At 72.4% G+C, this 13,505-nt stretch carries 10 protein-coding genes; 9 read left to right on the top strand and 1 reads right to left on the bottom strand.

The features are described from left to right. Positions 1-31 precede the first annotated feature (31 nt). The 4 genes from ACZ6AQ_RS27470 (at position 32) to ACZ6AQ_RS27455 (ending at position 6,420) form a co-directional block, all read left to right on the top strand. Complete coding sequence (locus ACZ6AQ_RS27470) at positions 32-1,006, top strand: carbohydrate ABC transporter permease (protein ID WP_467390785.1); 975 nt, start codon at positions 32-34, stop codon at positions 1,004-1,006. Beyond that, positions 1,003-1,896 carry a carbohydrate ABC transporter permease gene (locus ACZ6AQ_RS27465; protein WP_468763301.1) on the top strand — a complete coding sequence of 298 codons (894 nt, stop codon included), beginning with the start codon at positions 1,003-1,005 and terminating at the stop codon, positions 1,894-1,896. The genes ACZ6AQ_RS27470 and ACZ6AQ_RS27465 overlap by 4 nt, the downstream gene beginning before the upstream one ends. Positions 1,897-1,943: 47 nt before the next feature. Continuing rightward, positions 1,944-4,346 carry a discoidin domain-containing protein gene (locus ACZ6AQ_RS27460; protein WP_468763300.1) on the top strand — a complete coding sequence of 801 codons (2,403 nt, stop codon included), beginning with the start codon at positions 1,944-1,946 and terminating at the stop codon, positions 4,344-4,346. A gap of 121 nt (positions 4,347-4,467) precedes the next feature. Then, positions 4,468-6,420, top strand: coding sequence for a discoidin domain-containing protein (locus tag ACZ6AQ_RS27455; RefSeq protein WP_468763298.1), 1,953 nt, complete (start codon positions 4,468-4,470; stop codon positions 6,418-6,420). Positions 6,421-6,706: 286 nt separating this feature from the next. Here ACZ6AQ_RS27455 and ACZ6AQ_RS27450 read toward each other — a convergent pair whose 3' ends face one another. After that, positions 6,707-7,681 (bottom strand): LuxR C-terminal-related transcriptional regulator, encoded by a 975-nt coding sequence (locus tag ACZ6AQ_RS27450; protein WP_468763296.1) that lies wholly within the window; start codon positions 7,679-7,681, stop codon positions 6,707-6,709. A 484-nt stretch (positions 7,682-8,165) separates the two neighbouring features. Here ACZ6AQ_RS27450 and ACZ6AQ_RS27445 point away from each other — a divergent pair, with 484 nt between their 5' ends. The 5 genes from ACZ6AQ_RS27445 to ACZ6AQ_RS27425 are packed head-to-tail and all read left to right on the top strand — an operon-like array spanning position 8,166 to position 13,485. Beyond that, a complete protein-coding gene (locus tag ACZ6AQ_RS27445; RefSeq protein ID WP_468763295.1) occupies positions 8,166-9,164 on the top strand; it encodes a Fe(II)-2OG oxygenase family protein in 999 nt (332 codons plus the stop codon). Between the two features lie 5 nt (positions 9,165-9,169). Then, complete coding sequence (locus ACZ6AQ_RS27440; protein WP_468763293.1) at positions 9,170-9,907, top strand: SDR family oxidoreductase; 738 nt, start codon at positions 9,170-9,172, stop codon at positions 9,905-9,907. A gap of 29 nt (positions 9,908-9,936) precedes the next feature. Then, positions 9,937-11,274 (top strand): aminotransferase, encoded by a 1,338-nt coding sequence (locus ACZ6AQ_RS27435; protein WP_468763291.1) that lies wholly within the window; start codon positions 9,937-9,939, stop codon positions 11,272-11,274. A 17-nt stretch (positions 11,275-11,291) separates the two neighbouring features. Further along, positions 11,292-12,275: a 3-oxoacyl-ACP synthase III family protein gene (locus ACZ6AQ_RS27430; protein ID WP_388697942.1), complete on the top strand. Its 984-nt coding sequence runs from the start codon at positions 11,292-11,294 to the stop codon at positions 12,273-12,275. Positions 12,276-12,297: 22 nt separating this feature from the next. After that, positions 12,298-13,485, top strand: a complete 1,188-nt coding sequence (locus ACZ6AQ_RS27425; protein ID WP_468763289.1) for an acyl-CoA dehydrogenase family protein — start codon at positions 12,298-12,300, stop codon at positions 13,483-13,485. Positions 13,486-13,505: the final 20 nt, after the last annotated feature.

Genomic DNA, 13,505 nt, shown 5'->3' with positions numbered 1-13,505 from the left:
ACGCCTTCCCCACGCCCCGAAGTAGGTGACCATGAGCGCGACAGCGACCCGTACCTCGCGCGACCCCGGGCCCCGCACCCTCCCGCCGGAACGCGACCCGCGCCGGCCGGCCCGCCGCCTGCGGCCGGCCCGCGAACGGTCCTTCTGGCCGTTCCTGCTGCCCGCGCTCGCGCTCTACACCGGCCTGTTCGTGGCGCCCGCGCTGTACGGCGCCTGGGTCAGCCTGTACCGCTGGCCGGGTCCCGGCGCCGAGATGACCTGGCGGGGCGCGAAGAACTACACGGCCCTCTTCCAGAACGAGGCGTTCCAGTCGTCGTTCTGGAACACGCTGGTGCTCTCCCTGGGCGGCGGGGCCGCCGTCTTCACCGTCACGTTCCTGGCGATGACGGTGCTGCGCCAGCTGAGGGGCCGGGCGTTCATCAGGTCCGTCGTGTTCCTTCCGATGATCATCTCGGCCATCGCCGTCGGGGCCGCCGTCGGCTTCCTCCTCAATCCCGGCGGAGCGGTCAACGACGTCCTCGCGGTGTTCGGGGTGGACGGACCGCCCTGGCTCGGGCCCGACCTGGTCTTCCGGTGCGTCGTCGCCGGCCTGGTCTGGTCGTCGACCGGCTTCTACATCGCCCTGATGATGTCGGCCGTGGACTCGATCCCCCCGCACCTGTACGAGGACGCCCGTCTCAGCGGGGCCACCCGGTGGGAGCAGTTCCGCCACATCACGCTCCCGCTGACCTGGGACGTCTTCTCCGTCGCCGCCGTGCTGTGGGTCGTCAACAGCCTGAAGGTCTTCGAGATCGTGCTCGCCTTCACCACCGGCGGCACCCCCGGCAACCCGCCGCTCCAGGCCCGCACGGTGGCCGTCCAGCAATACATCTCCGTCTCCGGCGGCAACGCGGTCCCCGACCTGGGACAGGGCGCGGCCATGGGCGTGGTCGTCGTCCTGATCACCCTGGTCCTGATCCTGCTGATCCGCCGGGCGACGCGTCGCGATCCAGTGGAGCTCTCGTGAATCCCGTCAGGAGCAGTCGTCCGGTCGCCACCTTCGTCGGCGACGTCCTCGTCCCCCGGGCGACCGCGGTCGCGCTGTGGGCGTGGGTGGTCTTCAACCTGGCGCTCGTGGCCTGGGTGGGCCTCCAGTCGCTCAAGTCCTCGGGCGACGTGTGGCTCAGCCCCTTCGCCCTCCCGACCTCGCTGGAGTGGCAGAACTACTCCTCGGCGTGGCAGGCCGCGCAGTTCTCCGGGGCGGCCCTCAACAGCGTCCTCCTCACCGCGGCCGGCTCGTTCCTGATCGTCGGCCTCGCCGCGCCCGCCGCCTACGCGCTCGCCCGCTCGTCGCGCCGCGTGGCCGCCCCGCTCACCAGCTACTTCGCCCTGGGGATGAGCATTCCGCTGCAGACCCTGATCATCCCCGTCGTGGTCGTGAAGCTCTCGCTCCACACGTTCATGGTGGACTGGGTCACCGGCTGGTGGGACGACCGGATCACCCTGCTCGTCTTCGAGGTCGCCCTCTCCCTGCCCTTCGCCGTCTTCGTGCTCACCGGCTACCTCCGCTCGCTCCCCCACGAGGTCGAGGAGGCCGCCGAGCTGGACGGGGCGGGACCGCTGCGGACCTTCGTCCAGGTGATCGTCCCGCTGGCCAGGCCCGGCATCGTCACGGTGCTCGTGCTCAACGTGATCGGCCTGTGGAACTCCACGCTGCTGGTCATGGTGATCGCCCCCGGCGAGGACGAGCGCACGCTCCCGGTCGCCCTCCTGCACCTCTACGGGACGATGCAGTACTCGTCCAACTGGGGCGGCATGTTCGCCGGGATCGCCATCCTCGTCTACCCGATGGTCGTCCTCTACCTGTGGTGCGGGCGCCGCATCATCGACGGCATGACCGCGGGGATCGGCAAGTGACCCCCTCCCTCCCCCCGTTCCCCGCCCCCCGAGAGGACTCCGCCATCATGCGCACCGCACTGAGACGGGCGGCGCCCGCCGTGATCGCCGCGGTGGTGATCGCCACCGCCCCGGCCCCGGCCACCGCTTCCGCCGGCACCGGCCCGGGCAGGACCTACTACGTGGACGCGGTCACCGGGGACGACTCGGCCGGCGGCCGGCTTCCCGGGGACGCCTGGAAGAGCCTCGACAAGGTGAACGCGCTCACCCTCGGACCCCGTGACACCGTCCGGTTCCGCGCCGGCCAGAGATGGCACGGCCGGCTCCGGCCGAACGGCGCCGGCGCCCCCGGCAGTCCCGTCACCGTCACCTCGTACGGCACCGGGGCCAAACCCGTCATCGACGGCGGCGGGAGGGTCGACTCGGCGGTCCTCCTCGAGAACGTCCACGACTTCGTCCTCGAAGGCATCGAGGTCACCAACTGGAGCGGCGCCACCGACGTCTACCGCAGCGGCGTCCACCTGCACGGCCGGGACGCCGGCGAACTGGCCGGGATCACCCTGCGCGACCTCACGATCCGGCGGGTGGACGGCAAGGGCGGGACGTCGGTCGGCAAGGCCGGCCTGATCGCCTCGATCACCGGCAACCGGGTCCCCACCTACTTCAAGAACCTGACGATCGAGCGCAACGAGATATCCGACGTCCGCTCCTACGGCATGCTCCTCTGGTCCAGCTGGTCGAAGAGGAACGGCATGACCAGCTTCTACCCGTCCGAGACCGGCATCCAGGACGGCGAACTCGGGCCCTGGACGCCGAGCGAGGGCGTGGTCATCCGCGGCAATCACGTCCACGACGTGACCGCGGGCGGCATCGCGCCGATGCACCTCGCCGGCGGCCTGGTCGAGGGCAACAGGGTGGACCGCGCCGTGACGGGCCGTCTGGTGCCCAACGGCGGGAACGTCGGCATCTGGTGGCAGGGCACCGACGACCTCGTCGTCCAGCACAACGAGGTCTCCCGCACCGGGTTCAACGGCCCGGGCAGCGACGGACACGGATTCGACGCGGACGCCGACAACAACCGCAGCCTGGTGCAGTACAACCACAGCCACGGCAACGACGGCGGCTTCTTCATCTCGGTGTCGTTCGCGGGCGCCCCGACCAGGGACACGACCGTCCGGTACAACGTCAGCCACGACGACGGCTACGAGACCTTCGGCATCTCCACCGCGACCACCGGCACCCACATCCACAACAACACCGTCCACACGACGTCCCGCGTGGTCGTCGTCCCGCCGCCGTACAAGGGGGAGGGGAGCTACCCCCTCGGGCGGGTGGTGCGCCTCTACGACGACGCCGCGAACGTGACGGTCCGCAACAACGTCTTCCTCAACGCCGCAGGCGCCGGCTTCGACACCAGGAACGGCGTCGTCTACGACCACAACCTCTACGCGGGCACGGCCCGGCCGCCCACCGGCAACGACCAGGCGCCGATCGAGGCCGACCCGAAGCTGGCCGCGCCCGGCGACGGCTCCCTCGACGGCTACCGTCCCCTCCCCGGCTCGCCCGCCCTCGACGCGGGCGTCACCGTCCCCGCCACCCACGACATCGCCGGCGTCCCGGTCCCGGACGCGGCGCCCGACCTGGGGGCCTTCCAGCGCCGCGTCGCCGCTCCCCGGGTGAGCGGCGACCTCTCCCCGCAGGGCGGCCTGGGCCGGCTGGCCGACGGTGATCCAGCGACGTCCTGGCAGAGCGTGCCCAAGCCCCGTCTCCCGGCCGCCATCGACCTCGCGTACCCGGTCGCGCGGACCTTCTCCGCCCTCTCCGTGCTCACGCCCCGCACCGGACGCGCGGTCACCGGGGCCGCGGTGCGGACCTGGGACGGGTCCGCCTGGACCGCGGTGCCCGGCGAGTGGAAGGACGGGACCTTCACCCCGGCCGCGCCGGTGACCGCGGAGCGGGTCCGGCTCGTCCTCACCTCCGCGAGCGGCGGCGGAAGCCTCCGGATCAGCGAGGTGCGGCTCGAAGTCCCGGCCGCCACCGGACCGTTCGAAACGCCGTGGACGGGCCCGCTCGTCACCAGCTCGTTCCCCTCCTCGCCGTCCACCCCCTGGACGAACCTGGTGGACGGCGACCCGAACTCCGCGTGGTCGACCGTCGCCGACGGCCTGGTCTTCCCCGGCGACATCACCCTGGACCTGCGGGAGCCGCGCGAGGTGTCCACCGTCACCCTCCACACCGGCTGGGCCCTGGGCCAGGGCGTCAGCGACGTGTCGCTCCAGACCTGGGACGGCACCGCCTGGACGGACCGGATCGAGCACCTGCCGATCGCGTGGCAGCACAACAGCGGCGTCGTGGAGACCGCGACGCTCGCCCTCCCCGCCCCCGTCACCACCCGGAAGATCCGTCTCGTGGTGCACGCGGCCCACCTCCAGTGGGGGAACCTCGCCCTCTACGAGGTCGTCGTGGCGTGACCACGGCGGGGGAGCGGGTCGTGCCCCGGGCGCGCCCGCTCCCGTCCGTCCGCGCCGGGGGACCCGGGATCAGCACTTATGAAAGCCCTTTTGCTATGTAGCCGCTCTCCCAGGAGGTCCCATGCACAGCAGGCGCACCCTTCTCTCCGCGGTCCTCGGCACGGCCCTGGCCACCGCCGTGCCCGCCACCGTCGCCCGGGCGGCGGCGGGCACCACGTACTACGTGGACTCCGCCGCCGGGAACGACTCCGCGGCCGGCACCTCCACCGCCACCCCCTGGCGCTCGCTGGCCCGGGTGAACCAGCAGGTCTTCCGGCCCGGCGACACCGTCCGGTTCCTGGCCGGGCGCACCTGGACCGGGCAGTTCGCCCCCAAGGGGTCGGGCGCCGAGGGCAGCCCGGTCACCGCGACCTCGTACGGCACCGGCCCCAAGCCGGTCATCGCGGGCGGCAACACCGTCCCGTCGGCGGTCCTCCTGGAGAACCTGCGGCACTGGACGCTGGACGGCCTGGAGATCACCAACGGGACCGGCTCCACCACCTGGCGCACCGGCGTCGAGGTCCGGGCCAAGGACATCGGCGCCGTCCCCGGCATCACGCTGCGCAACCTGTACGTGCACGGGATCGACGGCGTCGCCCAGGTCGGCAAGGGCAACATCGGCTCGGCCGGCATCCTCGTCAACGTCCGGGGCAACGGCGTCCCGACGTACTACACCGGGATGCTGATCGAGAACAACGAGATCGCCGACACCAAGGCGTACGGCATCACCACCTGGTCCACCTGGATGCAGCGCGAGGGCTGGAACTCCCTGTGGGGGGAGCTGAACATCCCCTCCACCGAGTACGGCCCGTTCACGCCCAGCACGGGCCTGGTGATCCGGGGCAACCACGTCCACGACGTCGGCTCCGGGGGCATCAACCCCAACCAGGTCGCCGACACCCTGATCGAGTACAACACCGTGGCCCGCCCCACCTCCACCACCACCAACGTCGGCATCTGGTGGTCGGGCGCGGACCGCACGACCGTGCAGTACAACGAGGTGTACGGAGCCCGGTTCGGCGGCCGGGGCCTCGACTGCACCGCCTTCGACGCCGACGCCTCCACCCACGACAGCCTGGTGCAGTACAACTACAGCCACGACAACGGCGGCGGCTTCTTCATCTCCGTCTCCCTGGGCTCCGCCCCCGCCAGCGCGGTCGTCCGCTACAACATCAGCCAGAACGACGGCAACGAGATCTTCACCTTCTCCACCAACACCGACGGCGTCGACGTCTACAACAACACCGTCTACGTCTCCTCCTCGCCGAGCCGCCCGCTCTACAAGATCGCGCAGGTCTACCACAACCCCAAGAACGTCACCTTCCGCAACAACCTCTTCGTCAACCAGGCGAACCTCCCGTACGACACCGCGGGCATCACCTACCTCAACAACCTCTACCGGGGCGGGCCGGTCCCGCCGGACTCCGCCGCGATCACCGGCGACCCCCGGCTCACCGCGCCGGGGACCGCCACCTCCCGGGCCGACCTGACCGGCTACCGGCCGCTCTCCGGGTCGGCCGCCATCGACGCCGGCCTGGCCGTCGCGGACAACGGCGGCCGGGACATCCTGGGCGTCCCCCTCTTCCCGACCGCCGTCATCGGCGCCGTACAGGGCGCGCAGGGCAGCCAGGGCGCTCCGGCCGTCTCCACGACGATGGGCGTCGGCCAGGGCTCCGTCGCGGCGGTGGCCGACGGCAGCGAGGCGACGAGCTGGGCGAGCACGGTCTCCGCGACGCTGCCCGGCAGCATCACGGTCGACTACCGGGCCGTCCGGCGCGTCTCCTCGGTGACCCTGGCCACCCACTTCGGCCAGGGACAGGGCTTCACCCGGGTCGACGTCCAGACCTGGGACGGATCGGCCTGGACCACCCGGCTCGCCGACGCCGCCATCGGCTGGAGCAGCAACACGTCCGTGGTGGAGCGGCGCACCCTCACCCTTCCCTCCCCCGTCGACACCGCCCGGCTGCGGCTCGTCGTCAAGGCGGCCAACCGCCAGTGGGGCAACGTCGCCCTCAACGAACTGACCGTCGCCTGACGGGCCTCCTCCGCCCCGCCGCCGGGACGGAGGAGGGGTGACGCCTCCGCGTGCGGCGGGGCACCGGGCCCCTCCGCACGCGGAGCCGCGCCGGGGCCGGTCCCGTCCGTACGCGGCGCCGCGCCGGGACCGCGTCCACCGGCCGGAAGCACCGCCGGGCCGGGACCTCGTCCACCGGCCGAAGCACCGCCGGGCCGGGACCTCGTCCACCGGCCGAAGCACCGCCGGGCCCCGTCGCGTACGTACGGCTCCCGCCCGCCACCGTCCGCCCCCGCGCCCGTCGCGCTCAGTCCACCCAGCCGCGGGCGACGGCCAGGACCCCCGCCTGGAAACGGCTGCAGGCCCCCAGCCGGGCGGACAGCTGGCTGATGATGCGGCGGGTGGTCCGTACCGACAGGCCGATCTGGCGGGAGATGGCCTCGTCCAGCTGCCCCGCGGCCATGAGCCGCAGGACGGACCGTTCCAGTTCGTTGAGGTCGTCGCCGCCGGGGCCGGCCGGCGGGTGGGGCGCGGCCTGGGTCCAGTACAGGTGGAACAGGTCGCTCAGCAGGGTGACCAGCGGCCGGTCGTGGACGACCACGGCGCCCAGGGCGCTGTCGCGCGGATCGAGCGGGACGACGGCGGTCGCGCCGTCGTAGAGCAGCATGCGGGTGGGCAGGAGGGCGGCCGTACGGACCTCCCCTCCCGCCCGCCGGAGCTCCTTCAGGTAGCGGTGGGTGCCCGGGTGCGAACGGGCCGAGTCGAGGAACAGGCTGCGCAGGGCGACGCCCCGGTCCAGCAGGGCCCTGTCGAGGGGCAGCGCGGCCCGGACGGCCTCCTCGCTCTGCGCGCCCCCGGGAACCATGGAGTCCACCGAGCGGGAGCACAGGGCGGCCAGCTCGGTCAGGGCGGCCCGGACCGTCTCGACACCGTGCAGGACCTCCACGAGGCCCGTGCTCGAACGTAACCGGCGGGCGTCGAGGTAGTCGGCGGTCAGCGCCAGCAACTCCTCCTTGCGCCGGGCGAGTTCCCTGCGGCGCCGTTCGAGCTCCTCCTCCTCGTCCGCCAGCAGGGCGTCGGCGGCGGCCTGGGGGCTGCGGGCCACCCACGCGTCCTCGTCGATCCGCTGCAGCAGGCGCGCGTCGGCCAGCCGTTTCCTCCGCTCGCGCACCTCCTCGGGTTCCACGCCCAGGCATTCGGCCAGCTCGGCGTCGGTGTACCGGGGCTTCTGCACCTCGGCGCGGTAGAGCTCCACGTCCACCCGGTCGAAGATCAATGACATCCGTCCCCCTGTCCAGTAGTGGCCTTACCACTAGCTGTCACATGACGAACGCATGCCCCTCCCGGGCGCGGATACCCGTTGGCTTGCCCGACCCGTGACATCAGAAAGGGAAGCTGGATGAAACGCCTACGGGAGACCGCGGGAGCCACGCCGACGCCCACGGGGGCAGCCCCCCGCGGGGCCCGCCGCGCGCACCGGCGGCCACCGGCGGCGGCCACCGGCGGAGAAGGCAACATCTGGGACCTCCTCCCGCCCCCCGGGGACCGGGGCGCGTGCGCCCGCGTGCCCCGTCCGTCCGGCGTCCGGCCGCTGCCCGCCGCACACGGCGCCGCCGGACTCCGGTACGGCTCCCGCCCCCGGATCTGACGCCCCGGCGACCGGGCCCGGGCGGGTCCGCCGCCCGGCCCCGGCCGGCCGGGCTCCATCCCACCGTTCGTCCCCCGTGCCCCCGGCACGGGCACCTTCCGACGGAGGAACGCACACCATGCAGCAGATCGATTACGACTTCGTCTTCACCGACGCCGAGCGCGACGCGCTGCGCGCGGTCCTGCTGGACGTCGCCACCAGCCCGTACAGCGACTTCGAGACCTACATGGCCGACGTGTCCGGACTCCGCAGGGACCGCCGGCTCGGTTCCCGGTTCACCGACTTCTGCGAGAGGTCGATGCTGCGGGACTTCTCCAAGGAACCGCTGGTCGTCATCGGCAACGCCCCCATCGACCCGGACCTGCCCCTGTTCGGGTCGGCGGACCCCGTGCACGAGAAGTACCGGCTGAAGAGGACCTTCGTCGCCGAGGGCTTCCTGGCCGCCTACGCGGTCCTGACGGGCACCGAGATCATCGGGCACCTCAGCGTCAACGGCGGCGACTTCTTCCACGACATCTACCCCAAGGAGTCCATGTTCGACACCCAGTCGCAGAAGACGCTGGGAACGCTCAAGTTCCACCGGGACTTCGCCAACCACTTCGTCAGCCCCGACTTCGTCAACACCCTCACGCTCCGGGACACCCCCACCAACGAGGTGTACTCGACCTTCACGGTCACCCTGGACGCCCTGGAGGAGCTGACCGACTCCGACCGCGAGGTCCTCGCCCAGCCCAGGTTCCACACGCCCTTCGACGACGTCTCCACCCGCGAGGGCAACATCCTCCACGACCGGCGCGCCGACGACCACGCGGTCATCAACGGCGACGAGGGCGCCCGGGTCTTCGAGGACCGCACCCGGGGCCTGGACGACGAGGCCCAGCAGGTGCTGAACCGTTTCGTCGCGGCGCTGCACTCCCGCAAGCGGATGCGGGTGTCCAAGCCCGGCGACTCGGTCACCTTCTCCAACAGGCACGTCATCCACGGCCGGGAGGTGCACGCCGTCCACGACATCGAGGGGCTCAAGCAGCGCTGGCTGCTGAAGACGCACAACGTCCACACCCGCAGGGCCTTCGAGGAGTTCTTCCTCGGCGACCGCTACGGCGTGGTCAACGGCTGACCCACATGATCATCATCACGGGTGCAGGACAGGGCATCGGGGCCGCCGTCGCCCGTCGCGCCGCGGACCTGGGACGGCCGGTGTGCGTCAACTACCGGTCGAGCGCCGAGGGCGCGGCCCGGGTCGTGGACGACCTGCGACGGTCCGGCGTCGAGGCGATGGCGGTCGGGGCCGACGTGGCCGAGGAGGACGAGGTCGAACGCCTCTTCGCGACGGCGGAGGAGGAGCTCGGCCCACTCACCGCCCTGGTCAACAACGCCGGCGTCACCGGAGGCATGGCCCGGGTCGCGGACCTGGACATCGCCCAGCTCGACACCGCCTACCGCGCCGTCCTGCGCAGCGTCGCGCTGTGCACGCGCCGGGGCCTGCGGAGCATGGCCCGCGGCCGCGGCGGCGCCGGGGGGAGCATCGTCAACATCTCCTCCACCGGAGCCCGTACCGGCGGCGGCCACGAATGGGTGCACTACGCCGCCCTCAAGGCCGCGGTCAACGTCCACACCTGGGGTGCCGCACAGGAGGCGGCGGCCGACGACGTCCGCGTCAACGCCGTCGCCCCCGGACTGATCGACACCGGACTGCACCGGGCCAACGGCGTCCCCGACCGGCCCGACCGGCTCCGGCCGACCGTTCCCCTGGGCCGCATCGGCACACCGGAGGAAGTCGCCGAAGCCGTGGTCTTCCTCCTCTCCCCGGCCGCCTCCTACATCACGGGATCCGTCCTCGAAGTGGGCGGCGGCCGATGACCCCCTCCCCGGACAAGGAAGCAGCTCCCATGCCCGACACGCCCACCTTCCTGCTCGAACCCCACAGCCCCCTCCACCTCGACACGCCCCCGCACGTGATCACCGAGGGCTCCGGCATCACCGTCCGCGACGAAGCCGGCGACTGGTTCGTCGACGGCGTGGCCGGCCTGTGGAGCGTGACCCTCGGCTACAGCGAGCCCCGTCTGGTGCGCGCGGCCACCGAGCAGATGAACAGACTCCCCTTCTACGGGTCGTTCAACCACCGCACCAACGACGTCGCCCTCGCCCTGGCCGCCGACATCGCCGACATCGCCCCGATCCCGATGGGCCGCGTCTTCTTCGGCAACTCCGGCTCCGACGCCAACGACAGCGCCATCAAGTTCGCCCGCTACTACCACGGGGCCCAGGGACGGCCGGAGCGCCGCAAGGTGATCTCCCACAGCTGCGGCTACCACGGCACCACCCTGGCCGCCGGTTCGGCCACCGGCCTGCCGCACATCCACCACGGCTTCCAGTTCGCGACCGAGGACTTCCCCTCGGCGCACTGCCCCAGCCCGCTGCACCCCGCCTCGCGCGGAATGAGCGAGGCCGAGCAGGTCGACTGGCTCGTCCAGGACTTCGAGAACCTGCTGTACGAGGTCGGCCCCGAGACCGTCGCCGCGTTCATCTCCGAACCGATCCTCGGCGCCGGCGGCCTCATCATCCCGCCCGCCGGGTACTTCGCCCGCCTCCAGGAGGTCCTCGACCGCCACGGCATCCTGTTCATCGCGGACGAGGTCATCACCGGCTACGGCCGCACCGGATCGATGTTCGCCACCACCGAGTTCGGCCTCGCTCCCGACATCATCACCACCGCCAAGGGGCTGTCCTCGTCCTACCTGCCCATCTCGGCCACGCTGGTGAGCGAGAAGGTCAGCGCCGTCCTGGCCGAGGGCAGCCGGCAGATCGGCACCTTCGGCCACGGCTTCACCTACTCGGGGCACCCCGTGGCCGCCGCCGTCGCCCGCGAGACCCTCGCCATCCTCCGGGAACGCGACATCCCCGGCCACGTCCGCGACGTCGCCCCGCACCTGGAACGCGGGCTGGAGAAGTTCCGCGGCGCCGACCTCGTCCGCGACGTACGCCACCACGGCCTGCTGGGCGGCGTCGAGTTCGACCCCTCCCAGGGGGACCACGAACCGGGCCGCATCGGACAGGCCGTCCTGCGGGCGGCCAAGGAACGCGGCCTGCTCCTGCGGGCCATGGGCGACACCGTGGTCTTCGCGCCCCCGCTGATCATCACGCCCGACCAGATCGACGACCTGATGGAACGCTTCACCGCAGCCCACCACGACGTGCTCGACTCGCTCGGCCGACGAACGGCCTGACCGCAAGGAGCAGCCCGATGGCCATCGGCATCCTCGCCACCGGCTCGTACCTGCCCGACCACGTCGTCACCAACGACGACCTCGCCCAAGTGGTGCCGACCTCCGACGCCTGGGTCACCTCCCGCACCGGCATCCGGCAGCGGCGCCGGGCCGACCCGGGGCAGCACACCTCCGACCTGGGGCACCGCGCCGCCCTCGCCGCCCTCGACGACGGCGGCCTCGCCCCCGACCAGCTCGACGCGCTGGTGGTGGCCACCAGCTCGCCCGACCAGATCCAGCCCTCCACCGCCTGCAACGTCCACGCCAAGCTGGGCCTGAACCAGGTGCCGGCCTTCGACGTCGGCGCCGTGTGCAGCGGCTTCGTCTACGCCACCGCCACCGCCGCCGGACTGATGGGCGCCTTCCCCCAGTACCGGCACGTCATGGTGGTCGGCTGCGAGGCGTACAGCCGCATCCTGGACTACGAGGACCGGGGGACCTGCGTCTTCTTCGGCGACGGCGCCGGCGCCGCCGTCCTGGGACACGTCCCCGACGGATACGGCATCCTCGGCTGCGACCTGATGGCCGACAGCACCCGGCTGGACGTGGTCGGCATCCCGGCCGGAGGAACCCGCGAGCCCACGAGCCGGCGGACGGTCGAGGAGCGGCGCCACTACTTCCACATGGACGGACGCCGGGTGTGGGACTTCGCCACCCAGGCCGTCCCCCGAGTGGTCAAGGGCGCCCTCGCCGCCGCCGGCCTGGACGTCGGCGACGTCGACCACCTCATCACCCACCAGGCCAACGCCCGGCTCATCGAGGAGTGCGCCGACCGGGCCGGCATCCCGCTCGACCGCGTCCCGATGACCGTCGACCGCTACGGCAACACCGCGGCCGCCTCGGTCCCCATCACCCTCGACGAAGCACGCGCCGCGGGCACGCCGCGCCGCGGCGACGTCGTGGTGCTCGCGGCGGTCGGCGGCGGCATGACCGCCGGCGCCCTCGTCCTGCGCTGGTACTGAACCCCACCCTGGAGACCCTCACATGACCGCGCCCACCACGGCCCCCGCCGACCCGACCACCACCCCGGCCCCCGCCCCGCCCCGGACACCCTCCGGCGGGTCCGCCTTCACCGAGTTCGCCCGCACCCACATCGCCCCCCGGGCCGACACGGCCTACGAGGCCGAGGTCCTCGACCGCCTCTCCTGGCAGCGCCTGGCCGACCTGGGCCTGTGGCGCCTCGGCGTCCCCGAACACCTCGGCGGCGCCGGGGGAACCTGGCGCGACCTCGCCGAGGGCATCGCCGACATCGCCCGGGGCAGCGACGACCTGGGCTTCACCCTGTCCCTCATCGCCCACGCCGGCCTCGTGCGGGCACTGGTGGAACACGGCAACGAGCACCACCACCGGACCGTGCTGCCCCCGCTCATGAAGGGCGCGGTCGGAGCCACCGCCCTGACCGAACCGCACGGCGGATCGGACGTCGCCCGCACCCGGACCGTCGGCGAGCGGACCCCCGACGGCTGGCGCCTCACCGGCACGAAGGACCACATCACCAACGCCCCCGTCGCCGACCGGGCCCTCATCCTCGGCCGCGTGCCCGCACTGGGCCGCCGGGACATCTCCCTCTTCCTGGTCAACCTGCACAGCCCCGGCGTCCGCCGCGGCCCGGCCGAACAGCTCCTCGGCCTGCGGACCAGCCCGACCGGCGCCATCCACCTGCGCGACGTGCTGCTGCACCCGGACGCCGTCCTGGGCGAACCGGGCGACGGCCTGCGCACCCTGTACGACGTCATCAGCTTCGACCGCGCCCTGTACGGCCTCGTCATCGCGGCGTTCCTGGAACCCCAGCTCGACAGGGTCATCGACTTCGCCCGCCGCCGCGAGGCGTTCGGCGTGCCGATCCTCGACCACCAGTACGTCCAGGGCCGCGTCACCGACATCCGCGTCACCGTCGAGGTCGCCCGCGCCACCGCCCTGGCCGGCATCGACGCCCTCGTCGCCGGGGACCCCGAGGCGTCCCTGCGCTGCTCGGTGGCCAAACTGGTGGGCTCCGAGGGCCTGGTCGAGGCCGCCCAGGACCTGATGCGGCTGCACGGCCACGCCGGGTTCATGCGCGGCCCCCTGACACGCATCGTCCAGGACGCGCTGGGCACCCTGATCGCCGGGGGCACCAGCGAGATGCAGCGCAAGAACATCCTGAACCAGATGCTGGCCCACCGCACGGACTGACCCCGGTCCACCGGAACGAC

It is taken from the genome of Streptomyces sp. NPDC041191, from assembly GCF_055591945.1.
Note: the sequence above shows the minus strand (reverse complement) of the source record. Positions and strands in the feature narration are given on the sequence as shown.

What these genes read in the sequence shown, in the direction of transcription:
- ACZ6AQ_RS27470 (WP_467390785.1), top strand. Translation starts at nt 32, where the DNA reads ATGAGCGCGACAGCGACCCGTACCTCGCGCGACCCCGGGCCCCGCACC.
- ACZ6AQ_RS27460 (WP_468763300.1), top strand. Translation starts at nt 1,944, where the DNA reads ATGCGCACCGCACTGAGACGGGCGGCGCCCGCCGTGATCGCCGCGGTG.
- ACZ6AQ_RS27455 (WP_468763298.1), top strand. Translation starts at nt 4,468, where the DNA reads ATGCACAGCAGGCGCACCCTTCTCTCCGCGGTCCTCGGCACGGCCCTG.
- ACZ6AQ_RS27450 (WP_468763296.1), bottom strand. Translation starts at nt 7,681, where the DNA reads ATGTCATTGATCTTCGACCGGGTGGACGTGGAGCTCTACCGCGCCGAG.
- ACZ6AQ_RS27445 (WP_468763295.1), top strand. Translation starts at nt 8,166, where the DNA reads ATGCAGCAGATCGATTACGACTTCGTCTTCACCGACGCCGAGCGCGAC.
- ACZ6AQ_RS27440 (WP_468763293.1), top strand. Translation starts at nt 9,170, where the DNA reads ATGATCATCATCACGGGTGCAGGACAGGGCATCGGGGCCGCCGTCGCC.
- ACZ6AQ_RS27435 (WP_468763291.1), top strand. Translation starts at nt 9,937, where the DNA reads ATGCCCGACACGCCCACCTTCCTGCTCGAACCCCACAGCCCCCTCCAC.
- ACZ6AQ_RS27430 (WP_388697942.1), top strand. Translation starts at nt 11,292, where the DNA reads ATGGCCATCGGCATCCTCGCCACCGGCTCGTACCTGCCCGACCACGTC.
- ACZ6AQ_RS27425 (WP_468763289.1), top strand. Translation starts at nt 12,298, where the DNA reads ATGACCGCGCCCACCACGGCCCCCGCCGACCCGACCACCACCCCGGCC.